This is a genomic window from Azospirillum sp. FG154 (assembly GCF_057809575.1).
Genome location: NZ_JBMDKF010000023.1, coordinates 70863 through 93710, shown reverse-complemented (window position 1 = coordinate 93710; position 22848 = coordinate 70863). Strand labels below are relative to the sequence as shown.

The window sequence follows — 22848 nt, the reverse complement described above, 5'->3', positions numbered from 1 at the left end:
TCGCCCCACCATCATCCGTTGGGACGATAGCGCGTCGGGCCGCGCGCCGAAAGAGCGTGACGACCCAACCCCCGACCGAGGCCCGTCAGCGCAGCAGGGCCGGACGCAACACCGCGTGCTTGTTCGACGGCACGGCGGGCGGCGACGGACGCAGCAGCAGGCCCTTGGAGGTCGGTTCGATGTTGGCGTCGGGATAGACCGCCATCACGTCCTTCAAGGCTTCCTTCAGGCGGAAGGCCAGCACGCGATGCTCGCTGACCGACCCGAAATGCTGGGACAGCGCGTGCCAGGGCACCAGCGTCTGCTTGTCCAGCCGGTGCAGGCGGTGGACCAGCCAGACATAGGCGTCGAGCGCCAGGGCCGAGTTTTTCAGCTTGGCGATGGCGTGCTCGTCCAGCGGAACGGCGTGTTCCATCAGATGGTCGAAGAAGGAGGTGGTCAGACGGACGAAGCGCACCCATTCGCCGCCGGTGCGGAACAGATCCGGGGCGTCCTCGTCGTCGCGCCACAGCTTGATGCCGTCGATCAGCCGCTGGTCGGAGATTTCGGCGCTGGAGCTGCCGGTCGTGGTCCGCAGGGTGAATTCGCACCGGGCGATGCGCAGAACCTGTTCGCGCACCGGCTTGTAATTGCCGCGCTCGCCGCCGGTGGGGGCCAGACCGAGACGGCGCAGCCACGCGCTCATGCTCGGCCCCAGATCGACGTGCGGCGTGCGGGTCTTGCGCGCCTCGGTTTGCAGGTAAATCATAATCAGCCGCGCCTTGGCGCCGTAAGGCACCCCGACATCCAGCACGGTGCCGTCGCGCAACGGCAAAATGCCGGGACGGACGACGAGCTGGTAGCGACCGTTGTTGCGCACCCAAGGGGCGGTTTCGTCCTTGGGCTTGCGGTGGGGCAGCGAGGCTTGGCAGAATCCGGCGTGGAGATAGCCGATGGCGTCGATCTCGTTGGAGATCGCCTCATGGGCCATAATCACGCGCCGCCGCTCCTTGGGGTCTTCGGTTCGCGCCAAGACCGCCTCAAAGCCCTCCAAGGTCAGTTGCTCGTGGATCTTGGCCATGGACACCCTCTGCTTCCTTCTCGACGCAACCGGCTGCTCACCGCCAGTTCGTTTCAGAAAACACAAAATCTGGGGGCTGTGAAGCCGCGCCACGTCAAGATTCGCTGAGTTTGCAACGTCGGCTGCGGAATCCGTTGCAAGTTCAGCGAAGGCCCAAAGCCGCTGATCCGGTCGCATGTTTCAAATTCAGCGTCAGCCTTTCCGTCGAAACCCCGGAAAATGGCGGTTTTCCGCCAATTCGTCCGAACTGCCGCCGGGTTGTCCACGCTGACTCCGCAACGCGACGGCCCGCTTGGCCAACTGTCCACGCTGACTCCGCAACAGGCCCGTCGCTGAAAACGCAACGCCAACCCCGGATTTCGCGCTGAAGTCGCAACGAATCCAGGGCTTTTCCACGCTGAAGTCGCAACCATGTCCTATATAAGACTCCCTATAAGATTCTCCGATAGAGTCCGGTCGCGCGCAGCCTGCCCGCTCGCATCGCGAGAAACCCAGCGTTTCCGCCAAATTCCCGCCGAATCGCTCCACACCCCTCGCTGAAATCGCAACGCGCCAGCCCCGATTCGGGCTTAGCGAGTGGTTTTCGCGAGGGTTGATCGCTGATTTTGACACGAGGGATGCATTCCCGTGAGACTCGGAAAAGGCCAACCCAGGACCGCTGAATTTGAAACAGAAACACAGCAAAGCATTGCCAACGCTGACTTTTTACGACTCGCCACGACTCGCGATTCGCAACGCTGAACTTGAATCACGGCGTTCCCGAGTCGGAACATTCGAGCAACGCTGAATTGGCAACAATCAAGGTTAAGGGAATCAAGGATCGACTCGCAACCAACGGGTTCCCCCAACGCTGAATTTGAAACATCATCGGCTCGGCCATTCGCCCCTATAAGAGAAGAGTGCGCGCCGACCAAAATTGAGCGTTTCTGACCCATCCCGTCATACGACGTCGTATAGGAAAAACCTCTCATACGACGTCGTATAATCACCCCATCGGACCCTCGTATGACGCAAGCGATGCGGTTCGGCTTGACCGCTTGCGTCACATCCGTAAAGTGGCGGCGAGCGCGGAATCCCGCCTCGCCACCGAATTCGGAGATCTCATGACCGGCGAAGAACTGCGCGCCCTGCGGGAGCGGCGCGGCGAAGACCAGCTTGGATTCGCCGGTTGGCTGAACGGCCATCTCAACCGCCGCTACGACCGTTCGCGAATCAGCCGTTGGGAAAGCGGGGCGGAACGCATCCCCCAGCAGATCGAAAGCTTCATCCGGGCGCAGACCGCGCCCGTCTCCGGCCCTGCCCTGCCCGCCGAACTGCGCCCGGTGCGCCGCGCCGTCATCGCGGTCGCCAACCAAAAGGGCGGCGTCGGCAAAACCACCACGGCGGTCAATCTGTCCTACGCCCTGGCCACGCTTGGCTTGTCGGTTCTGTTGATCGACAGCGACCCGCAGGCCAACGCCACCGTGCATCTGGGCATTGATCCAGGCGAGGTGGAAACCGCGCGCAAGGGGCTTTACGGCGTGCTGCGCGGCGGCGCGGGCTTCGACAGCATTTTGCAGGCGGTCTGCAACGGCGCCTTCACGCTCGCCCCGTCCAGCATCGGCTTGGCGGCGGCGGAAACGGAACTGGTGGCCGAACCCGACAATTCGCTGGTGCTGAAAGAGAAGCTGGCCGACGTGCGGGAACGGTACGACGTCGTCGTCATCGATTGCCCGCCAAATCTGGGCCTGTTGACCATCAACGCGCTGGCGGCGTCCGATCTGGTGCTGATTCCGGTGCAAACGGAGGTCTTCGCGGGCTTGGGCGTGCCGCTGTTGATGGAGACCATCGCCAAGATCCGGCGGCGCTCCAACCCGTCGCTCAACATTTTCGGGATTTTGCCGACCATGTATTCGGCGCGGCTGACCCAGGATCAAGCCAGCCTGAAAGAGATTCAGGCCCATTATGAAGGCCGCACGCGGGTCTTGTCCGTCGTCCCCCGCGCCACCCTGTTCGCCCAGGCGTCCGGCGCCGGGCGTCCGGCGATTGAGGCCGACCCCAATTCGGCCAGCGTCCAGGCCTACACCGACCTTGCCCGCGAGGTCGCCGCTCATCTGATTGCCCGCCCTGTGGAGGCCCGCCATGGCGCCGCGTAAGCTTGAACGCACCAGCAGCTTGATTCTCGACAAGGCGGCGCAGCGCGGCGGCGACGCCCTGTTTGGTCTGTCGGCGGATTTCCCCCGCCTGATCGAGCTGGATCTCGACCGCGTTCACCCCAACCCTGACCAACCGCGCCGCCATTTCGACGAGGAGTCGTTGCGCGAGCTGGCCGACTCCATCGAACGCCACGGCCTGAAACAGCCGGTGCTGGTGCAGGAGATGGGCGAGGGCGAGTACCGTCTGGTGGCGGGCGAGCGGCGCTTGCGCGCTTGCGGCTTGGCCGGGCGGCGCACCATCTTCGCAATCGTCACCGACGGCGATCCCGACGAGCTGGCCTTGATCGAGAACATCCAGCGGGTCGATCTCGACGCCCTGGAAATGGCCCGCGCCTTCGCCCGCCTGATCGACCGCCACGAGTACACGCACGAGGCGCTGGGCCACGTCATCGGGCGCAGCCAGGCGGAGGTGACGCGCACCCTGTCGCTGCTGCGCCTGCCGCTGTGGATCCTCGACGACTTTGAAACCCGCTACCGTTCCGTCCCGAAAAGCATCCTGACGGAGATCGCCGCCGTCGATGACGAGGACGTCCAACGCCGCCTGTGGAATCTGGTGAAGGACGGCGGCACGGTGAAGGCCCTACGCGAGGCCAAGCGCGGCGAAGCCCCCTCCCCGCGCGGCGACCGCAAACCGGCGCCGCCGCCCATGGTCCGGCTGGTCACGGCGGCGCAAAAAATCGCCCGCGACTTCGCCAACGTCGATGTCCGCGACCTGCGCGACCATCGCGGACGCTTGAGCGATGCCGAATGGACGGAACTGCGCCGTTTGCACGCGCTGCTCGATCAGCTTTTGGCGTGATCCGGGTGCGGCGCGCCAACAGCCGGTAAGCGCCGCGCGCCGCGCCAATCTTCAAAGTTGCTTTTCCTCGCCCCTCTTCGCATCATGACCGCTAAGGCGACCGGATGCGGGGATGGGCTATGGATGACGCGCTGCTGAAAAGCCTGGGGCAGATCGCGGGCATTGGCGGCCTTGGCCTGGGCGTGGTCTTGCTGGTGTTCCGCGAGATCATCCGCAAAAGCGCGAGCGGACCGGGCAAGGGCGCAAACGATAGCCTGCTGACCACGCTCGCCTTTCTCATCACGCTGGTCGGATTGGTCGGGATCGCCGCGTGGGTCTGGGGCAACACGAAGGGGGGCGATGCCGCGCCCACACCCTCAACCCACAGCATCAGCGGCGACGTCAAGGCGACCAACGGCGGTGCCGTTATCAATGGCGACGTCCACGGCAACATTGGCGGCGCAGCCCCGTCGGCGCCAAAAGCGCCGTGATCCGATGAACTGCTCTGCCCTTTCCGTGATTGGGGTGTCGTTGCTGTCCCTGTTGGCAGGGGTAGTGATTACAGATCGGTTCTCAACACCCTCCTCAAACGCGCGGGATATCACCGCCGATCACGGCGGCACCGCTGTGAACGGGAATCTATCCGTGTCATTTGGGCTGACGCTGATGCAGCTTAAAAAGTTGGTGATCGAGTACGCTCGGGAGGACAGCGCGGCGGTTCAACAGGTCACGGTCCTCAGCGAACAGTTGGGGGTGACGAAAGGGGCGCTTCGTAGTTTTTTTAAGACCCTGGAGCAGAAGGAGGTTCCGCTCGACCAGCTTGCCACGCGGTTGAGCGAGATCGCGCGCGATCACAAAAAGCTGTTGGCGGAGGTAGCGGCCTTCCGGGGGAAGGATGATCCGAATATCGTCCGCCTCAGCGACGACGCCGAAACCGCCCTCCGTGATGGCCGGAACGATGATGCGCGACGCCTGTTGACTCAGGCCAAGACCGCCAACATCGCCGCCGCTGACCGGCTGGGCAGCGCGAAGAATACACACAAACGCCGCGCGGCGGAAAAGGCAGCGGCGCTGGGGGGCTTGGCCAACACCGAAATTGACTACCAGAGCGCGGCAGCATCCTTCGCCGAAGCCGCCGCGCTGTGCCCACCGGGCGACGCGCCGCTGTGGGCTGGCTATCTGTACAGCGCTGGACTGGCAGAATTCAGAGCCGGACTCTACACGACGGCAATTTCGTTTTTTATCAAAACCCTGGAGATTCGCGAGAGGGCGCTCGGCCCCGATCATCCCGACACCGCCTCCAGCCTCAACAGTCTGGCTGCGGTGTACGCTGCGCAGCGTCAGTATGATGCCGCCATGCCTCTCTTCAGTCGTGCCCAGTCGATTTATGAGAAGGCGTTTGGTCCCAACGATCCCAATACGGTTCTCGTCCTAAATAACCTGGCCAAGCTGCATCAGGCAGAGGCCGAGGCATTGTTCGCGGAGGTCAAAGCACGGGAGGGGCGAGCGGCCAACCAAGCGGCGACGAAAACCGCGCTGCCTTGAGGGCAGGGGGTATCGCATTTGGAAACAAAACTCCTTCCAACGAGGATTTTCGTTATCCCCGCGAAGGCCGGTTTCTTTGAAAAGGAGCCTGCTCGTCATAGGCGATCACTCTAACCTTAAGCCCGCAACCGCTCGATTTCCGCCTTCACCACACCATACCAAACCAGCTTTTCGCCGTAGGGCAGGCGGGCGAGGCCGCTGGGGGAGGGGATGACGATGTCGGTGACGCCGTTGAACAGGGCGTCAGCCTGCACGCCCCAGGGCGCTTCGGCTCGCCCGCTCGCCGCCAGATAGACGCCCTTGCCGGTGTAGGCCAGGATGGCGGGGCGGATGGTTTCGACGATGCGGGCCAGACGGGGCAGACCGGCGCGCAGTTCGGTCCGGCTGAGGTCGGCGGCCGACGCGGTGGCGCGGGCGACCAGATTGGTGGAGCCGAGGCCGAAGCTGGGCAGCAAGCCGTCCTCCTCGCAGCGCAAAAGGCGCGGGGTCAGACCGGACTCGGCCAGCAGGCGCCAGAACTGGTTGCCGCGCCCGGAATAATGATGGCCGAGCGCGCCCGACCGCAGGCCGGGGTTGAAGCCGACGAACAGCGCCGCCAGCCCCGGACCCAGCACATCGGGCAAAGGACCGTCAGGCGGTGGAAGCGCGGCGGCGGCGGTTGGCTCAGGGTTGGTCATGCGGGATGTCCAGGCCGCCCAGCGTGGCGGCGCAGGCGTCGCGCACGCAGCCGCGCAGCCAGCGGTGGGCCGGGTCGGCGTCCAAACGCGGGTGCCAGAGCAGGGAGATCGTCACCTCCGGCGCGGCGAAGGGCAGGGGGAGGCTGCGCAACCCGTCGCGCAACAGGCCGGTGTGGCGTTCCGGCACGGTGGCGATCAGGTCGGAGCGTCGGGCGATGGCCAGCGCGGCGGCGAAACCGCCGACGCTGGCGACGATGCGCCGTTCCAACCCCAACGCCCGCAATGCGCCGTCCACCGGCCCCTTGCCGGGCGCGGTGCGGGTGACGCAGACATGCCGCCCCTGGGCGTAGCGGTCGGGGGTGAGGGGGGCGTCGGCCAGCGGGTGGCCGGGGCGCAGCACGGCGACGAAGCGGTCTCGGAACAGGGCCTGGGCGCGCAGCTCCGGCCCCATCGCCGGGGTGACGACGCCGGTTTCCAGATCGACCGCGCCGTCGCGCAAAGGGGCGCTGTCCTTGTCGGGTTTGGGCAGGAAGAACAGATGCACGCCGGGGGCGACCGCGCCGACCGCCGCGATCAACTCCGGCCCGACATTCTCGACGAAACCCTCGCTGGTCCGCAGGGTGAAGGTTCGGGTCAATTGTTGCGGATTCAGCGTCTCGGTTGGGCGCAAAACCGCCGCGCCCTCCTCGACCAGTTGGTGGACCCGCTCGCGCAGTTCCAGCGCGCGCGGGGTGGGGACCAGAGCGCGCCCGGCGCGGACCAGCAGCGGATCGCCCGTCGCCTCGCGCAGGCGGGCCAACGCGCGGCTCATCGCCGATGGGCTGAGGCGCAGCCGCCGGGCGGCGCGGGCCACGCTGCCCTCGGCCAACAGAACGTCCAGCGTGACCAGCAGGTTGAGATCGGGAAGCGGCATGGGCCGACTGTAGCATGATCCGACGGGAGCATGAATTGGGCTGACGGCGAGGCTGGCGATGTGGCGTCGCGCGCATCCATTCCCTGCGCCCGACGCGCGTTCCGCCGCCGTCCGGGGCGGGGCTAGGTTGGGGGCAACGGTCAGGCCGGGGCGGATCACAGACCCCGGCGCCCATGACGTCGGAGTGTTTGCGATGAAGAATCCCACGGACCCGCCAGCCCCCTCCCCCGGCCTGGATGGCGCGGCGACAGGGCGGGAGCGCCGGGCGCTCGTCAGCCTCTGTCTGGTGACGCTGCTGTCCTCGTTGGGGGCGAGCAGCGCGAATGTCGGCCTGCCCACCCTGGCGCGGAGCTTCGGCGCGTCCTTCCAGGACGTGCAATGGATCGTCTTGGCCTATCTGTTGGCCATCACCTGTTTGATCGTCGGGGCCGGGCGGCTGGGCGACCGGCTGGGCCGCCGCCGTCTGCTGTTGGGCGGGGTGGCGGTCTTCACCGTCGCGTCGCTGCTGTGCGGCGTCGCGCCCACTCTGGGCCTGTTGATCGCGGCGCGGGCGGCGCAGGGGATGGGGGCCGCCGTCATGATGGCGCTGACCATCGCCATGATCGGCGACAGCGTGCCAAAGGCGCGGACGGGCCGCGCCATGGGGTTGCTCGGCACGATGTCGGCCATCGGCACGGCGCTGGGGCCGTCGGCGGGCGGCGCGCTGCTCGCCGTGGCGGGCTGGCCCGCGCTGTTCCTGGTGAACGCTCCGTTGGGGTTGCTGGCCTGGGCGCTGGCGCGCGGCAGCCTGCCCGCCGACCAACCGCGTTCATCGGAGCGGCGGCCAGCCTTCGACGTCGCCGGAACGCTGCTGCTGGCGCTGACGCTGGCGGCTTACGCGCTGGCGATGACGGTCGGGCAAACGGGTGGGGGGGCGGATTTCGGGTCAACCGGGGTGGGGTTTCTGTTGGCGGCGGCGGTCGGGCTGGGGCTGTTCTTGCGGGTCGAGGCGCGGGCCAAGGCGCCGCTGGTCACGCTGGCTTTGTTCCGGGATCGGGCCTTCCGCGCCAGCCTCGCCGCCAACGCGCTGGTGTCCACGGTGATGATGGCGACGTTGGTGGTCGGCCCCTTCTTCCTGTCCCGGTCGCTGGGGCTGGGCGAGGCGCTGGTCGGGTTGGTGCTGGCGAGCGGGCCGGTGACGTCGGCCTTCAGCGGCGTGCCCGCCGGGCGGCTGGTGGACCGCTTCGGAGCCGACCGTATGGTGTCGGCGGGGCTGGTCTTGGCGGCGGCGGGGGCCGTGGCCCTGGCGCTGCTGCCGGGTTGGTTCGGCGTGGCGGGCTATGTCGCCGCCATCGCGCTGCTGACGCCCGGCTATCAACTGTTCCAGGCGGCCAACAACACCGCCGTGATGATGGATGTTCCTCCGGATCGGCGCGGGGTGACGTCGGGGCTGTTGACCCTGTCGCGCAATCTGGGGCTGGTGTCGGGGGCGTCGGTGATGGGCGCGGTGTTCGCGCTGGCCGCCGGCGACGTCGCCAGCGCGGGGCCGCAGGCGGTGGCCGACGGCATGCGGATCACCTTCCTGGTCGCCGCCGGGCTGGTGGTGGTGGCCTGGCTGTGGTTTTCTCCAAAACAGCGCCGCGTTGTCTGATCCGGCGTTCCTGTTGGCGACAGAGTCCAGCCCCCATGCAGTTTGATCGTTCCCGTTTGGCCGACCTCAGCGTCTTCGCCACCATCGTCCGGCGGCAGAGCATCAAGCAGGCCGCGCACGAGTTGGGCCTGACCAGTTCGGCGCTGAGCCACCGTTTGCGCAAGCTGGAGGCGGATCTGGGGGTGCGGCTGGTCAATCGCACCAGCCGGTCTTTGACGCCGACGGAGGCCGGGGCCGCGTTGGCGGCGCAGATCGAGGCGGCGTTGCGGCTGATCGGCGACGCGCTGGCCACGCTGACCAGCCAGCAGGACGCCCCGTCCGGGCGGTTGCGGATCAATGTGTTGCGCGACGCGGCGCGGTATCTTCTGGCCCCGGCGCTGCCGCGCTACGCGGAGCTGTATCCGGGCATGTCGCTCGACATCACCATCGACGACCACATGGTCGACATCGTCGCCGAAGGGTTCGACGCGGGCATCCGCTACGGCGACCGGGTGCCGCAGGACATGATCGGCGTCGCCCTGTCGGGGCCGCAGTCCTGGGTCGTGGTGGGATCCCCGGCGCTGATCGCGCGGGTCGGGCGTCCCCAATCGCCCGACGATCTGTTGCAACGGCCCTGCATCGAGATGCGGTTGGGCGACAACAGCCGTTACGCCTGGGAACTGGGCAACGCGGAGGAACTGCGCCGGGTGGATGTCCGGGGGCCGCTCTGCGCCAACGAAAGCCAACAGGGCATCGAAGCGGCGCTGGGCGGCGTCGGCTTCGCCTATTGCCTGGAGGCGCTGGTCGGCGACCATCTGGCCAACGGTCGTTTGGAGGTGATGTTGCCCGAATGGCGGTCGGACGGCCCACCCTTCATGATCTATTACCCAAGCCGCCGCCAGCTTCCGCCGGGAATGCGCCGGTTGATCGCGCTGATTCGGCAACAGCAGGGGCTTCCCCCATTGGCGATGGACGGCGGTGGCTGACCGCATCGTGTATCTGCGCTCAACCCATCATTGACTGTGGTTCAGGGGGCTGGCGTTGCGTGGGCGGCGGGCTTGGTCCATCTCAGGTGGCGTCGCCTTTCGGGAGAGTCATCATGAACTACGCAGCCGCGCCAAACCGCTACGCCTCGGGCATGGTCTATCGCCGCACGGGTCGGAGCGGCATCGACCTGCCCGCGATTTCGCTTGGCCTTTGGCACAATTTCGGCGGCGCCGATGTTTTTGAAAATGGCCGCGCCATTCTGCGCCGCGCCTTTGATCTGGGCGTGACCCATTTCGATCTGGCGAACAATTACGGCCCGCCGCCCGGCTCGGCGGAGGAGAATTTCGGTCGGATCCTCGCCAGCGATTTCCGGCCCTACCGCGACGAGATGATTGTTTCCTCCAAGGCCGGTTGGGACATGTGGCCCGGCCCCTATGGCGGCATCGGCGGCAGCCGCAAATATCTGATCGCCAGCCTCGACCAATCGCTGCGGCGGATGGGGTTGGATTACGTCGACATCTTCTATTCCCACCGCGTCGATCCCACGACGCCACTGGAAGAAACGATGGGGGCGCTGGCGCATCTGCACCGGCAGGGCAAGGCGCTGTACATCGGCATTTCCAGCTATTCGCCCGAACTGACGCGCAAGGCCGCCGCGATCCTGAAGGAGGAACGGGTGCCGTTGTTCATCCACCAGCCGAACTACAACATGTTCAACCGCTGGATCGAACATGGCCTGTTGGATGCGCTGGACGAGTTGGGGACCGGCTGCATCGCCTTTTCGCCCCTGTCGCAAGGGCTGCTGACGTCGCGCTATCTGAACGGCGTGCCGGACGACGCCCGCGCCAAGCGTCTGGGCGGGTCGCTGGGGGCCAGCGCGGCGAACGAGGCGCTGTTGGGCCGCATCCGCGCGCTGAACGCCATCGCCGAGGCCCGTGGCCAGACGTTGGCGCAGATGGCCATCGCCTGGACGTTGCGCGACCCGCGCGTCACCTCGTCGCTCATCGGGGCCAGTTCGGTCCGGCAGTTGGAAAACTCGCTGGGCGCGCTGGACAATCTGGCCTTCAGCGCCGAGGAACTGGCCGCCATCGAGCCGCACGCCCACGACGCCGGAATGGATTGGTGGAAGTCCTCCACCGAGCTGTGAGTCGGCGAGCTGTGAGCCGGGATCATCGGCTGCGGGCCATTGAGCGGCTTGGCGCGCGGTGGGCAAGGGTGGTAAAACGCTTGTGCGTCGGGCCGCTGAATTGGTGACAAAGCCCGGAAACAGCCTGTGTTTTCAACGCGCCGACGCTGCGATGATACGCAAATCCTGTTTTGCTTCCGAGACTCCTGGTCGGCGCGGCGCGCCCTTCCTCCCCCGCGACGCAGGAGAGGAAGCGGCGGGCGTCGCGTCAGGCCGCTTTCTTGGGGGCGCTGTGGTGGGCGCCCTCCAGGAAATCAAGCAACTCGGCCCGGTATTCGTAATAGCGCGGGTGCTCCAACAGCGATTGGCGGGTGCGCGGGCGGGGAATGTCCACCTTCAGCACATGGCCGATGCGGGCGTTGGGGCCGTTGGTCATCATCACCACGCGGTCGGCCAGCAACAGCGCCTCGTCCACGTCGTGGGTCACGCACACCGCCGTCACCTGCGTGCGCGCCCACACCTCCATCAGCACCTCTTGCAGTTCCCAACGGGTCAGGCTGTCGAGCATGCCGAACGGCTCGTCGAGCAGCAGCAGCTTCGGCGACAGGGCGAAGGCGCGGGCGATGCCGACACGCTGCTTCATGCCGTTGGACAGCTCCGCCGCCTTCTTGTCCATGCTGTCGCCCAAGCCGACGCGGGCGAGGTAATAGCGGACGATGTCGGCGCGCTCCGCCCGCTTGGCGTGGGGATAGACGCGATCCACCCCCAGCATGACGTTTTCATAGGCGGTCAGCCAGGGAAACAGGCTGGGGGCCTGGAAGACGACGGCGCGGTCGGGACCGGCGGTCGTCACCTCCTTGCCGTCCAGCACGATGCCGCCGCTGGTGACGTCGGCCAGACCGGCGACCATCGACAGCACGGTGGATTTGCCGCAGCCGGAATGCCCGATCAGCGAGACGAACTCGCCCTTGCGCATCTTCAGGTCAAAGCCGTCCACGATGGTCAACGGCCCCTTGGGCGTGGCGAAGGTTTTGGTCAGTCGGGTGAATTCCAGATAGCGCTCATCCACCACATGGCTGGCCTGGGCGGCGCGGTAGGCCTTGGGCGGTTCCGACGCGGTGATCGGGCGGATGTCGGGCAGGGGCAGATCCTCCCCCGTCGCGGCGGCGCGCGCGATTCCGGCGTTCATCAGATAGGCCGTGACCTTCGCCCGCAACCGCTTGAAATCCGGGTCGTGGTTGACGGCGGTGCGGTCGCGCGGGCGGGGCAGATCGACGGTGAAGGCCGGACCCAGCGTCGCGCCGGGGCCGGGCGTCAACGGGATGATGCGGTCGGCCAGCAGGATCGCTTCATCGACGTCGTTGGTGATGAGGATGACGGTCTTGCGGTCCTTGCGCCAAATCGCCTCGATCTCGTCCTGCAATTTGGCGCGGGTCAGCGCGTCGAGCGCCGACAGCGGTTCGTCCAGCAGCAGCATGTCGGGCGACATCGCCAGCGCGCGGGCGAAGCCGACGCGCTGGCGCATGCCGCCCGACAGTTCCTTCGGTCGGCGGTCGGCGGCGTGGCCAAGGCCGACGGTTTCCACCGCCCGCCGGGTCAACACGCCGCGTTCGCCGCCGTCCTTGTCCTTGTGGACGGAATCGACGGCCAGCGCGACGTTCTCCTTCACGCTCAGCCACGGCATCAGCGAGTAGCTTTGGAAGACCACGCCGCGCTCAGGCCCGGGGCCGCGCACCGGCTTGCCGCGCATCAGAACCTCGCCGCTGTCGGGCGTCGTCAGGCCGCCGATCAGGTTGATGAGCGTCGTCTTGCCTGAGCCGGAAAAGCCGACGATGGCGACGAACTCCCCCTCCGCGATGGTCAGATCAATGTCGCGCAGGATGTTGGTCGCGCCGTAGGACTTGGAAACGCCCTTGAGTTCCAGAATCGCCATGGTCGTTGTCTCCGGGAGCGAGAGGTCAGCGGTTGCCGGTGTGGGTGACGGCGGTTTGGAAGGCCAGCATCACGCGGTCCAACAGGAAGCCGATCAGGCCGATGGTGAAGACGGCGACCATGATCTTGGCCAGCGAGCTGGACGACCCGTTCTGGAACTCGTCCCAGACGAACTTTCCAAGGCCGGGGTTCTGCGCCAGCATTTCCGCCGCGATCAGCACCATCCAGCCCACGCCCAGCGACAAGCGCAGACCCGTGAAGATGAAGGGCAGGGAGGAGGGCAGAACCAAGCGGCGCACCATGGTCAGGCTGGACAGTTGCAGCACCTTGCCGACGTTCATCAGATCCTTGTCGATGGACGACACGCCGACGGCGGTGTTGATGAGCGTCGGCCACAGCGAACACAGCGTGACGGTGATGGCCGAGGTGAGGAAGGATTTGTCAAAATACGGGTTGTCGCTCGACACCGTGGCCGACACCACCATCGTCACCAGCGGCAGCCAGGCGAGCGGCGACACCGGTTTGAACAGTTGGATCAGCGGGTTCATCGCGGCGTTGATGGTGCTGGACAGACCGCAGGCCACACCCAAGGGAACGGCGATCAGCGCGCCGATCAGGAAGCCGGTGAAGACCGTCTTCAGGCTGGTGACGATCTGGTCGAGGTAGGTCGGCTTCCCGGCGTAGGGGCGGGTCTTGACCTCCGCCGCTGGATCCTTGGCCAGGGTTTCGGCGTTGCGCTTGGCCTGCCGGTCGTAGAAGGCGGCCTCCTTGGCGCGTTCGGCCTTGTGGTCGGCGTAGAGGTTGGTCGCCTGTTCCCACACCTGGGCCGGGCCGGGGATGGCGCCGAGGCTGGTGTGGACCTGCGGGGCGGCCCACGCCCAAGCGGCGAGGAACAGCAGGATGGCGGTCAGCGGAATGCCCATCTGCCGCCACAGCTCGACGGCCTGGACGCGCGGGTTTTCACCGGCGGCGAGCCGCAGCAGCGGCGCCAGCCAGCCCAGCCCGACGGCGGTTAGCCCGGAGGCGATGCGGTTGAGCGTGTGGGCGCGCCGGGCCTTGCGTTGGGCGCGGGCGAGGTCGGATGGGGCGGCGTCGGTCAGACTGGTCATGGTGGTTGGTTCCTTCATGATCCCTTCTCCCCCCTGGGGAGAAGGTTAGGATGAGGGGGTTCGGCGGAGCCGAAAACGTCCGGCTGGCGCGTCCCCCTCACCCTGACCCTCTCCCCGGGGGGGAGAGGGGATGAATCGCGGTGGAGGGACGCGCGGGGAATGGAGCGATCACCCCCCCACCAACTGCCCGCCCTCGACCTTTTGATTGCCCTTCAGGCCGATGGGCTGCTTGTTCAGATACTCGTTCGGCTTGTGGCCGTCGTAGGCGATGCCGTCGATGAAACCGGCGTCGGCCGGCTTGTAGCCGTCGCTGGTCCAGGGGAAATCGGCCTCCTTGGCCTTGCCCTCTTCCACCAGCAGCTTGGCGGCTTTCAGGTAAATCTCGGGCTTGTAGACCTTGCGGGCGGTCTCGTCGTACCAGGAATCGGGCTTGGCCTCGGCGATCTGGCCCCAGCGGCGCATCTGGCTGAGATACCAGACGGCGTCCGAATAGAAGGGGTAGGTGGCGTTGTAGCGGAAGAAGACGTTGAAATCGGGAACGTCGCGCTTGTCGCCCTTTTCATACTCGAAGGTGCCGGTCATCGAATTGGCGATCACCTTGGCGTCGGCCCCGACATACTCCGACTTGGCCAGAATCTTGACCGCTTCGGCGCGGTTGGCGTTGTTGTTTTCGTCCAGCCATTGGGCGGCGCGGATCAGCGCCTTGACCACGGCCAGATGCGTGTTGGGATTCTTGGTCGCCCAACCGTCGGTGACGCCGAAGACCTTTTCCGGGTTGTTCTTCCAAATTTCGGTGTCGGTGATGACCGGCACGCCGATGCCCTTGGCGACGGCCTGCTGGTTCCACGGCTCGCCAACCGAATAGCCATAGATGGTTCCCGCTTCCAACGTCGCCGGCATCTGCGGCGGCGGGGTGACGGACAGCAGCGCTTCGGCCTGGATCTGGCCCGACACGTCGTTGGGGGCGTAAAAACCGGGGTTGATTCCGCCCGCCGCCAGCCAATAGCGCAGCTCGTAATTGTGGGTGGAGACAGGGAAGACCATGCCCATGTTGAAGGGCTTGCCCGCCGCGCGGTAGCTGGCGATCACCGGCTTCAGCGCGTCGGCCTTGATCGGGTGCGCCGGCTTGCCGTCCGGGCCGTTGGGCACGTTGGCCTTCATCTTCTGCCAGACCTCGTTCGACACGGTGATGCCGTTGCCGTTCAGGTCCATGGAAAAGGCGGTCACGACATGCGCCTGGGTGCCAAAGCCGATGGTGGCGCCCAAGGGCTGCCCGGCCAGCATGTGGGCGCCGTCCAATTCGCCGGAGATCACGCGGTCGAGCAGGACTTTCCAGTTCGCTTGCGGCTCCAGCGTGACCGACAGGCCTTCATCCTCGAAAAAGCCCTTTTCGGCGGCGATGGCGAGCGGGGCCATGTCGGTCAGCTTGATGAAGCCGAGCTTCAGTTGTTCCTTCTCGACCTTCAGCGGGGCGGCCAGAGCGGGAATGCTCACCGAAAGGGCAATCGCGGCGGCGGCGGAAGCGAGCAGGGTGCGGAAGGGAAGGGCGGTCATCACGTCGGTTGCTCCATCTCAGAATGCCAGGCAATAGCGGCGGACCATTGGAGGGCGGTGGCGACACCGGCGGCGCCAATCCGAAAGGGCTGTTTTTTGGGCGTCGGCGCAAAGGCCGGGCTTCCATAGAACGCGTCCCGTTGGATCGGTCTCCACAGCCTTGAGAAAGGCCCAGAGAAACCGGGGTCGGCGGCACTGCCGAGGAATGGCCCAACGTTGGACGCTTCGGGATGCGCACCGTCGTTGGCGCGTCTCTCGGCCCATCCTTCGCAAAGCTCATGCCAAAGGATGGTTTTCCCGATGAATTGGCGTGAGGGCTTGGTTTTTGGGCGGTTTCATCGGCGGAAGGTATGGCTCCTCGCAGGGTGGGCCCATACCAAGTGATGAATTTTGCAGCGCACAAACGCTCGTGTGGCTGTTTTCTGACCAATACCTAAGAATGAGCGGAAAACAGGCGCCTAAGCATCGGACGGCGGGATGGTCCGTTTTTGGCGGAAACGCTGGCGTTGCGCCCGCCAACGCCCGACTTCGGCGTGTTTTTTGGCGTTTGGCACGTCCTTTGCGAAGAGAGCGGCGAGACAAGACGGAGGCTGGCAACGTCGCCATCCCCCGCCAAAGGGCCGGATCCGGGCGACGCGGCGCGGATTTCGGCCAAGGTTCGACGACGAACCGCCCGGACAACGGCGTCCGAACAGGTTGGCTCCCGCCCCGCAGCGTGGAAACGCCCGCCCGTTCGGACGCCACTTTTTTTGGCCCCGCGCCTGCCTTGCCGCAGGACGGACACGAGACGAGGCAGACGCCATGGACATGCATCACCCGCTCTCATCGCCCGACGGGCGGATCGCCGCGCAGGACGCGCCGCGCAAGGAACGTTTGGTCGTCGTCGGCAACGGCATGGCCGGAATGCGCACGGTCGAAGAGTTGCTGGCCAAGGAGCCGGACCGCTACGACATCACCGTGTTCGGCGCGGAACCGTTGCCCAACTACAACCGGATCATGCTGTCGCCGGTGCTGGCGGGCGAAAAGACCTTTGACCAGATCGTGCTGAACAGCCGGGCCTGGTACGAGGACAACAACATCACCCTGCTGACCGGCGAGCCGGTGGAAAGCGTCGATCGCGCCGCCAAGACGGTCACGTCGATGAACGGTCGCGTGGTGGGCTATGACAAGTTGCTGCTCGCCACCGGATCAATGCCCTTCATCATTCCGGTGCCGGGATCGACCCTGCCCGGCGTCATCGGCTTCCGCGATCTGGCGGATGTGGACGCGATGCTGGCGGCGGCGGCCAAGGGGGGGCGCGCCGTGGTCATCGGTGGCGGGCTGCTGGGGCTGGAGGCGGCGAACGGCCTGCGGGTCAAGGGCATGGACGTCACCGTCATCCATTTGATGCCGACGCTGATGGAACGCCAGCTTGACCCGTCGGCGGGCATGCTGCTGCAACGGGAGTTGGAACGGCGCGGCATCACCGTGCTGACCGGCGCCGACACCGCTGAAATTGTGGGCGGCGAGCGGGCCGAGGCGGTGCGGCTGAAGGATGGGACGGAGCTTCCCGCCGACATCGTGGTGATGGCGGTCGGCATTCGCCCCAACATGGCGCTGGGCAAGGCGGCGGGGTTGGAGTGCGGGCGCGGCATCCGGGTGGATGATTCGATGCGCACCAGCGACCCGTCGGTGTTCGCGGTTGGCGAATGCGTCGAACATCGCGGCCTGACCTATGGCCTTGTCGCTCCGCTGTTCGAGATGGCCAAGGTGCTGGCCACCGCGCTGGCGGAGGGCGAGGAGAGCGCCTACACCGGCTCCGTCACCTCGACCAAGCTGAAGGTCACGGGCGTGGACGTGTTTTCCGCCGGTGATTTTTCCGGCGGGGAGGGAACGGAGGAGATCGTCTTCCGCGACGCCGCGCGCGGCGTTTACAAGCGCCTGGTCCTAAAGGATGACAAGCTGCTGGGGGCGGTGCTCTACGGCGACACCAAGGATGGCGGTTGGTACTTCTCGCTGCTGAAGGACGGGGCTGACGTCAGCGGCGAACGCGACACCATGATTTTCGGACAGGGCTTTGGGGGGGCCGACGCCGGAAACCCTAACGCCGCCGTTGCAGCCCTCCCCGACAGCGCGGAGATTTGCGGCTGCAACGGCGTGTGCAAGGGAACCATCGTCAAGGCCATCACCGACAAGGGCCTGACCAGCCTGGACGAGGTGCGCGCCCACACCAAGGCCTCGGCCTCTTGCGGAAGCTGCACCGGCACGGTGGAACGGCTGTTGGCGGTGACGGCGGGCGACGCCTTCAAGGCGGGACCGGCGGTCAAGCCGATGTGCAAATGCACACATCACAGCCACGACGTCGTGCGCGCCGCCATCGTCGCCAAGAACCTCCGCACCATGCCGGAGGTGTTCCAGGCGTTGGAATGGACGACGGCGGACGGCTGCGCGTCCTGCCGTCCGGCCTTGAACTATTACCTGCTGTGCGCGTGGCCGGGGGAATACGTCGACGATTACCAGTCGCGCTACATCAACGAACGCGCCCACGCCAACATCCAAAAGGACGGCACCTATTCGGTGGTGCCGCGCATGTGGGGCGGATTGACCAGCGCGACGGAGCTGCGCGCCATCGCCGACGTGGTGGACAAATTCGCCATCCCGACGGTGAAGGTCACGGGCGGCCAGCGCATCGATTTGTTCGGCGTGAAGAAAGAGGATCTGCCCGCCGTTTGGGCGGATCTGAACGCGGCGGGCATGGTGTCCGGCCACGCTTACGCCAAGGGGCTGCGCACCGTGAAGACCTGCGTCGGGTCGGAATGGTGCCGCTTCGGCACGCAGGACTCCACCGGCCTGGGCGTGAAGCTGGAGCGGATGACCTGGGGAACCTGGACGCCGCACAAGGTCAAGCTGGCGGTGTCGGGCTGCCCGCGCAACTGCGCCGAGGCCACCATCAAGGATCTGGGCGTCGTCTGCGTGGACAGCGGCTATGAACTGCATGTCGGCGGCAACGGCGGTCTGCATGTCCGCGCCTGCGACCTGCTGACCAAGGTGGCGACGGAGGAGGAGGTGTTGGAATACACCGGCGCCTTCATGCAGCTCTACCGCGAAGAGGCCCGCTATCTGGAACGCACCGCGCCGTGGGTCGAACGGGTCGGGCTGGACCACATCAAACAAGCGCTGGTCGAGGATCCAGAGGGGCGCAAGGCGCTGCACGCCCGCTTCCTGTTCTCGCAAAGCTTCTCGCAAGACGATCCGTGGGCCGAACGCGCCGCCAAGGGCGTGGACCGTCACGAATTCTCGCTGCTCGCCAAGGTGGGGTAAGACACATGGACCAGATCCTTTCCGTTCTTCCCGAGGACGTCGTGTGGACCAGCGTCGGCGCGGTGGCCGACATCCCGGTTCTGGGGTCGCGCGTGGTTCGCACCGCCAGCGGCGACGTCGCCCTGTTCCGCACGGCGGACGACGCGGTGTTCGCGTTGGAGGATCGCTGCCCGCACAAGAACGGACCGCTGTCGCAGGGCATCGTCCATGGCCGCCGCGTCACTTGCCCGCTGCACAATTGGGTGATCGATCTGGCGACCGGCGACGCGGTGGCCCCGGATGTGGGCAACGCCGGGCACATCCCGGTGCGGGTCGTCGATGGGGCGATCTCCGTCGCGCTGGGGCTGGCCGTGCGGGCGCAGGGCGGCTGCAAAGGAGCCTGCCATGTTTGACGGGCCGGAGCCTGCCCCCGGCGCGCCAAGGGAGGCTGTCGCGCGGGAGGTCAAGACCACCTGCCCCTATTGCGGGGTCGGCTGCGGGGTGATCGCCACGGTGACGGACGATGGCCGAGGGGATGACCGCGTGACCGTGCGCGGCGACGCCGACCATCCGGCCAACCGGGGGCGGCTCTGTTCCAAAGGATCGGCGCTGGCCGAAACGCTGGTGCGCGACGCTGACGGCGGCGGGCGGCTGATCCACCCGGAAATCGACGGGCGGCGCGTCGGTTGGGACGAGGCCCTCGCTGAAGTCGCAACGCGTTTCGCCGACACCATCGCCCGGCATGGGCCGGACTCGGTGGCCTTCTACGTCTCGGGCCAATTGCTGACCGAGGATTACTACGTCGCCAACAAGCTGATGAAGGGTTTCATCGGTTCGGCCAACATCGACACCAATTCGCGCCTGTGCATGGCCTCGTCGGTGGCGGGTCACAAGCGCGGTTTCGGGGCCGACGCGGTGCCGGGAAGCTACGCTGATTTTGAAACGGCGGATTTGGTGGTGCTGGTCGGCTCCAACCTCGCCTGGTGCCATCCGGTGCTGAATCAGCGTTTGCTGGCGGCCAAGGCGGCGCGCGGCACGCGGATCGTCGTCGTCGATCCACGCCGCACCGCGTCGGTCGATGGCGCGGATTCGCATCTGGCGCTGGCGGCGGGCACGGATTCCGTGTTGTTCAACGGGCTTTTGGTCCATTTGCACCAGATGGGCCGCACCGACGCCGTGTTTGTCGGTCGCCACACCAATGGGGAGGAGGACGCGCTCGCCGCCGCCCGCGCCGAGGCCCCCGACATCGCCGCCGTCGCTCGGCGTTGCAAACTCAGCGAGGCGGAGGTCGCCGCCTTCTACGCTGAAGTCGCAACGACGGAGCGGGTCGTCACCGTTTATTCCCAAGGCGTCAACCAGTCGAGCCAAGGCACGGACACCGTCAACAGCATCCTGAACGTCCATTTTCTGACCGGGCGGATCGGCCAGCCGGGCATGGGGCCGTTCTCCGTCACCGGCCAGCCCAACGCCATGGGCGGGCGCGAGGTCGGCGGGCTGGCGAACCAATTGGCGGCCCATATGGGCTTCACGGTCGAGGACATCGACCGGGTTCGCCGCTTTTGGAACGCGCCGCGCGTGGCGGCCAAGCCGGGGTTGAAGGCGGTCGATCTGTTCCGCGCCATCGAACGCGGCCACGTCAAAGCTGTGTGGATCATGGCGACCAACCCGGCGGTCAGCATGCCCGACGCGGGCCGGGTTCGCCGGGCGCTGGCCAAATGCCCGACCGTGGTGGTGTCCGATTGCATCGCCGACACCGACACCGGGCGTCTGGCCCACATCCGCCTTCCGGCGGCGGGGTGGAGCGAGAAAGACGGCACCGTCACCAACTCCGACCGGACCATCTCCCGCCAGCGCGCCTTCCGCGCGGCGGAGGGGCAGGCGCGGCCCGATTGGTGGATCATCGCGCAGGTGGCGCGGCGCATGGGGTTCGCCGATGGTTTCGGCTTTGACAACGCTGCCGCCGTGTTCCGCGAGCACGCGGCCCTGTCGGGATTCGAGAATGACGGCGCGTCGGGGCGAGCGTTCGACATCGGCGCGCTGGCCGAGGTCAGCGACGCTGAATTTGATACGCTGGCGCCGTTCCCCTGGCCCTGGCGGGCGGGTGGCCAGCCGCAGGCGCGTTTGTTCACCGACAACCACTATGTCACCGACGACGGGCGGGCGCGTTTCGTCCCGGTGACGACGAAGCCCTTGCCGCGCACGCTGCCCGACGGCGCGCTGCTGCTGAACACTGGGCGGTTGCGCGACCAGTGGCACACGATGACCCGCACCGGCTTGTCGGCCCGGCTGTCGGCGCACGCCCCCGAACCCTGCCTGGATCTGCACCCGGCGGACGCCGCGTCGCGCGGAATCGTCGATGGCGGTTTGGCCCGAATCACCAGCGTGGCGGGGGAGGCGTTGGCGCGCGTCCGCGTCACCGACGCGCAACGGGAGGGAACCGCCTTCCTGCCGATGCACTGGACCGACGTCTTCACCGGATCCTGCGTCATCGGTCGCTTGATCGACGACGAGGCGGTGGATCCGCTCTCCGGCCAACCCGATTTGAAGCGGATGCCGGCGACGGTGCTGCCCTATGTCCCGGCCTGGACCGCCTTTCTGTTGAGCCGCACGCCGATCAAACCGACCCATGGCGGCTATTGGGCGCGGCGGGCGGTGGCGGGCGGGCACCTGATTGAACTGGCGGGAAGCGGACCCCTGCTGGACTTTGTTGCGGAGTTCGCGCCGGACGACTGCGCGGCGATCAACTTCAGCGACACCGCGCGCGGCAACCAGCGGACGGCGTGGCTGCGCGGCGACCGGCTGGAAGCCTGTTTGTTCGTCAGCGCCGACGGGCGCTTGCCGGGCCGCGACTGGCTGGCCGGTTTGTTGGACCGCGATGGGCTGGGCGACGGCGACCGCGCCGCCCTGCTGGCGGGCCGCGCCCCCGGCGCGAAGGCCGACGACGGGCGCATCGTGTGTTCCTGTTTCAGCGTGGGCGTCAACCGTCTGATCGCCGCCATCCGCGACCAGTCCTTGACCAGCGTCGAAGCGGTTGGCGCGGCGTTGAAGGCCGGAACCAACTGCGGATCCTGCGTTCCCGAACTCAAGGAGGTGCTTCGTCATGCGGTTCAGCGCGAAGTGGCGTAACGGCTTTGGTCGACTTGTTGAGATTCTGGGAGCCGTCGGGCTGCTTCCCCCCACCCCGGCCCTCCCCCGCTGGGCGGGGGTGGGGGATTTCTCGGCCTTGACGCGTGAATCCTCCATCTTGCGGAGGGCGGAACCCCGCCAATCCCCTCTCCCGCCCAGCGGGGGAGGGCTAGGGTGGGGGCACGTCACCCTGGTCGGCGCCGGGCCGGGCGATCCCGATTTGTTGACCGTCGCGGCGGTGAAGGCGCTGGCGGCGGCGGACGTCGTGCTGTTCGACCATTTGGTCGGCGACGGCATCCTTGATCTTGCGCCGCCGACGGCGGAACGGATCTGCGTCGGCAAGCGGTCGGGCCGTCATTCCCTGCCGCAGGAGGCGATCAACGCGCTGATTTCGCAACAGGCGCTGTTGGGGCGACGGGTGGTCCGGCTGAAGGGCGGCGACCCGATGATTTTCGGACGGGCAGGGGAGGAGATTGACCATCTCGACGCGCTGGGCATCCCGGTGCGCGTCATTCCCGGAATCACCGCCGCGCTGGGCTGCGCCGCATCCGCCGGTCTGTCGCTGACCAAGCGCGGCGTGTCGCGCGCCGTCACCTTCGTCACCGCCCATGGCCGCGACGGCGAACGGTTTGAACCGGATTGGGCGCGGCTGGCGGACCCGCAAGGCACGCTGGCGATCTATATGGGGCGCGAACAGGCCCGCGCGGTCGGGGCCGGGTTGACCGGAGCGGGCTTGCCCGCCGACACCCCGGTTCTGGCGGTGGAAAATGGCTGCCGCCCGGACGAGCGCCGTTTCTGGACGACGCTGGGCGCGATGGCGGCGGACGGCGTGGCGGCGGGCAAGGGGCCGACCTTGCTGTTGATCGGCGAGGCGCTGCGGGCGCACGACGCCGCCGACACTCTGGCGGGCGTTGGCGCCGTGATGATGGCCGGGGAGTGACCGATCACAAACGACCGA

17 protein-coding genes are annotated in these 22848 nt (G+C 66.8%); 11 read left to right on the top strand and 6 right to left on the bottom strand.

Annotated elements, in window-relative coordinates; all coding sequences use genetic code 11:
- Positions 1–85 precede the first annotated feature (85 nt).
- Positions 86–1060 (bottom strand): replication protein RepA, encoded by a 975-nt coding sequence (locus tag ACODS4_RS22005; protein WP_488867560.1) that lies wholly within the window; start codon positions 1058–1060, stop codon positions 86–88.
- A 1103-nt stretch (positions 1061–2163) separates the two neighbouring features.
- On the opposite strand from ACODS4_RS22005, the gene ACODS4_RS22000 reads away from it, so the two are divergent.
- The 4 genes from ACODS4_RS22000 to ACODS4_RS21985 all read left to right on the top strand — a co-directional run bounded on the left by ACODS4_RS22000 (position 2164) and on the right by ACODS4_RS21985 (position 5578).
- A complete protein-coding gene (locus ACODS4_RS22000) occupies positions 2164–3195 on the top strand; it encodes an AAA family ATPase (protein WP_488867558.1) in 1032 nt (343 codons plus the stop codon).
- A complete protein-coding gene (locus tag ACODS4_RS21995; protein ID WP_488867556.1) occupies positions 3182–4054 on the top strand; it encodes a ParB/RepB/Spo0J family partition protein in 873 nt (290 codons plus the stop codon). The genes ACODS4_RS22000 and ACODS4_RS21995 overlap by 14 nt, the downstream gene beginning before the upstream one ends.
- A 119-nt stretch (positions 4055–4173) precedes the next feature.
- Entirely contained in the window at positions 4174–4524 is a 351-nt protein-coding gene (locus ACODS4_RS21990; protein WP_488867554.1) for a hypothetical protein, read from the top strand.
- The gene (locus ACODS4_RS21985; RefSeq protein ID WP_488867552.1) at positions 4466–5578 is read left to right on the top strand and encodes a tetratricopeptide repeat protein; all 1113 of its coding nucleotides are present in this window, start codon (positions 4466–4468) and stop codon (positions 5576–5578) included. Before ACODS4_RS21990 ends, ACODS4_RS21985 begins: the two co-directional genes overlap by 59 nt.
- 116 nt (positions 5579–5694) lie before the next feature.
- On the opposite strand, the gene ACODS4_RS21980 is transcribed toward ACODS4_RS21985, so the two are convergent.
- Positions 5695–6255: a mismatch-specific DNA-glycosylase gene (locus ACODS4_RS21980; protein WP_488867550.1), complete on the bottom strand. Its 561-nt coding sequence runs from the start codon at positions 6253–6255 to the stop codon at positions 5695–5697.
- Positions 6242–7168, bottom strand: coding sequence for a LysR family transcriptional regulator (locus ACODS4_RS21975; RefSeq protein WP_488867548.1), 927 nt, complete (start codon positions 7166–7168; stop codon positions 6242–6244). Before ACODS4_RS21975 ends, ACODS4_RS21980 begins: the two co-directional genes overlap by 14 nt.
- 193 nt (positions 7169–7361) lie before the next feature.
- Here ACODS4_RS21975 and ACODS4_RS21970 point away from each other — a divergent pair, with 193 nt between their 5' ends.
- The 3 genes from ACODS4_RS21970 (at position 7362) to mgrA (ending at position 10911) form a co-directional block, all read left to right on the top strand.
- Positions 7362–8798 (top strand): MFS transporter, encoded by a 1437-nt coding sequence (locus ACODS4_RS21970; protein ID WP_488867546.1) that lies wholly within the window; start codon positions 7362–7364, stop codon positions 8796–8798.
- Between the two features lie 35 nt (positions 8799–8833).
- Positions 8834–9763: a LysR family transcriptional regulator gene (locus tag ACODS4_RS21965; protein WP_488867544.1), complete on the top strand. Its 930-nt coding sequence runs from the start codon at positions 8834–8836 to the stop codon at positions 9761–9763.
- 113 nt (positions 9764–9876) lie between these two features.
- Positions 9877–10911, top strand: coding sequence for an L-glyceraldehyde 3-phosphate reductase (gene mgrA / locus ACODS4_RS21960; protein ID WP_488867542.1), 1035 nt, complete (start codon positions 9877–9879; stop codon positions 10909–10911).
- A gap of 247 nt (positions 10912–11158) precedes the next feature.
- Here mgrA and ACODS4_RS21955 read toward each other — a convergent pair whose 3' ends face one another.
- The 3 genes from ACODS4_RS21955 to ACODS4_RS21945 all read right to left on the bottom strand — a co-directional run bounded on the left by ACODS4_RS21955 (position 11159) and on the right by ACODS4_RS21945 (position 15485).
- Positions 11159–12823 carry an ABC transporter ATP-binding protein gene (locus ACODS4_RS21955; RefSeq protein ID WP_488867540.1) on the bottom strand — a complete coding sequence of 555 codons (1665 nt, stop codon included), beginning with the start codon at positions 12821–12823 and terminating at the stop codon, positions 11159–11161.
- 25 nt (positions 12824–12848) lie between these two features.
- The gene (locus ACODS4_RS21950) at positions 12849–13931 is read right to left on the bottom strand and encodes an ABC transporter permease (RefSeq protein WP_488867538.1); all 1083 of its coding nucleotides are present in this window, start codon (positions 13929–13931) and stop codon (positions 12849–12851) included.
- Positions 13932–14099: 168 nt separating this feature from the next.
- Positions 14100–15485 (bottom strand): CmpA/NrtA family ABC transporter substrate-binding protein, encoded by a 1386-nt coding sequence (locus ACODS4_RS21945; protein ID WP_488867536.1) that lies wholly within the window; start codon positions 15483–15485, stop codon positions 14100–14102.
- 807 nt (positions 15486–16292) lie between these two features.
- Between ACODS4_RS21945 and nirB the strand changes: the two genes are divergently transcribed.
- From nirB to cobA, 4 genes are read left to right on the top strand one after another with little or no spacing between them, the layout of a single operon-like run.
- Positions 16293–18785, top strand: a complete 2493-nt coding sequence (nirB, locus tag ACODS4_RS21940; protein WP_488867574.1) for a nitrite reductase large subunit NirB — start codon at positions 16293–16295, stop codon at positions 18783–18785.
- Between the two features lie 5 nt (positions 18786–18790).
- Positions 18791–19177 (top strand): nitrite reductase small subunit NirD, encoded by a 387-nt coding sequence (nirD, locus tag ACODS4_RS21935; RefSeq protein WP_488867534.1) that lies wholly within the window; start codon positions 18791–18793, stop codon positions 19175–19177.
- Positions 19170–21890 carry a molybdopterin-dependent oxidoreductase gene (locus tag ACODS4_RS21930; protein ID WP_488867532.1) on the top strand — a complete coding sequence of 907 codons (2721 nt, stop codon included), beginning with the start codon at positions 19170–19172 and terminating at the stop codon, positions 21888–21890. Before nirD ends, ACODS4_RS21930 begins: the two co-directional genes overlap by 8 nt.
- Entirely contained in the window at positions 21865–22830 is a 966-nt protein-coding gene (gene cobA, locus ACODS4_RS21925) for a uroporphyrinogen-III C-methyltransferase (RefSeq protein ID WP_488867530.1), read from the top strand. Before ACODS4_RS21930 ends, cobA begins: the two co-directional genes overlap by 26 nt.
- Positions 22831–22848 lie beyond the last annotated feature (18 nt).

What these genes read in the sequence shown, in the direction of transcription:
- ACODS4_RS22005 (WP_488867560.1), bottom strand. Translation starts at nt 1,060, where the DNA reads ATGGCCAAGATCCACGAGCAACTGACCTTGGAGGGCTTTGAGGCGGTC.
- ACODS4_RS22000 (WP_488867558.1), top strand. Translation starts at nt 2,164, where the DNA reads ATGACCGGCGAAGAACTGCGCGCCCTGCGGGAGCGGCGCGGCGAAGAC.
- ACODS4_RS21995 (WP_488867556.1), top strand. Translation starts at nt 3,182, where the DNA reads ATGGCGCCGCGTAAGCTTGAACGCACCAGCAGCTTGATTCTCGACAAG.
- ACODS4_RS21990 (WP_488867554.1), top strand. Translation starts at nt 4,174, where the DNA reads ATGGATGACGCGCTGCTGAAAAGCCTGGGGCAGATCGCGGGCATTGGC.
- ACODS4_RS21985 (WP_488867552.1), top strand. Translation starts at nt 4,466, where the DNA reads ATGGCGACGTCCACGGCAACATTGGCGGCGCAGCCCCGTCGGCGCCAA.
- ACODS4_RS21980 (WP_488867550.1), bottom strand. Translation starts at nt 6,255, where the DNA reads ATGACCAACCCTGAGCCAACCGCCGCCGCCGCGCTTCCACCGCCTGAC.
- ACODS4_RS21975 (WP_488867548.1), bottom strand. Translation starts at nt 7,168, where the DNA reads ATGCCGCTTCCCGATCTCAACCTGCTGGTCACGCTGGACGTTCTGTTG.
- ACODS4_RS21970 (WP_488867546.1), top strand. Translation starts at nt 7,362, where the DNA reads ATGAAGAATCCCACGGACCCGCCAGCCCCCTCCCCCGGCCTGGATGGC.
- ACODS4_RS21965 (WP_488867544.1), top strand. Translation starts at nt 8,834, where the DNA reads ATGCAGTTTGATCGTTCCCGTTTGGCCGACCTCAGCGTCTTCGCCACC.
- mgrA (WP_488867542.1), top strand. Translation starts at nt 9,877, where the DNA reads ATGAACTACGCAGCCGCGCCAAACCGCTACGCCTCGGGCATGGTCTAT.
- ACODS4_RS21955 (WP_488867540.1), bottom strand. Translation starts at nt 12,823, where the DNA reads ATGGCGATTCTGGAACTCAAGGGCGTTTCCAAGTCCTACGGCGCGACC.
- ACODS4_RS21950 (WP_488867538.1), bottom strand. Translation starts at nt 13,931, where the DNA reads ATGACCAGTCTGACCGACGCCGCCCCATCCGACCTCGCCCGCGCCCAA.
- ACODS4_RS21945 (WP_488867536.1), bottom strand. Translation starts at nt 15,485, where the DNA reads ATGACCGCCCTTCCCTTCCGCACCCTGCTCGCTTCCGCCGCCGCCGCG.
- nirB (WP_488867574.1), top strand. Translation starts at nt 16,293, where the DNA reads ATGCATCACCCGCTCTCATCGCCCGACGGGCGGATCGCCGCGCAGGAC.
- nirD (WP_488867534.1), top strand. Translation starts at nt 18,791, where the DNA reads ATGGACCAGATCCTTTCCGTTCTTCCCGAGGACGTCGTGTGGACCAGC.
- ACODS4_RS21930 (WP_488867532.1), top strand. Translation starts at nt 19,170, where the DNA reads ATGTTTGACGGGCCGGAGCCTGCCCCCGGCGCGCCAAGGGAGGCTGTC.
- cobA (WP_488867530.1), top strand. Translation starts at nt 21,865, where the DNA reads ATGCGGTTCAGCGCGAAGTGGCGTAACGGCTTTGGTCGACTTGTTGAG.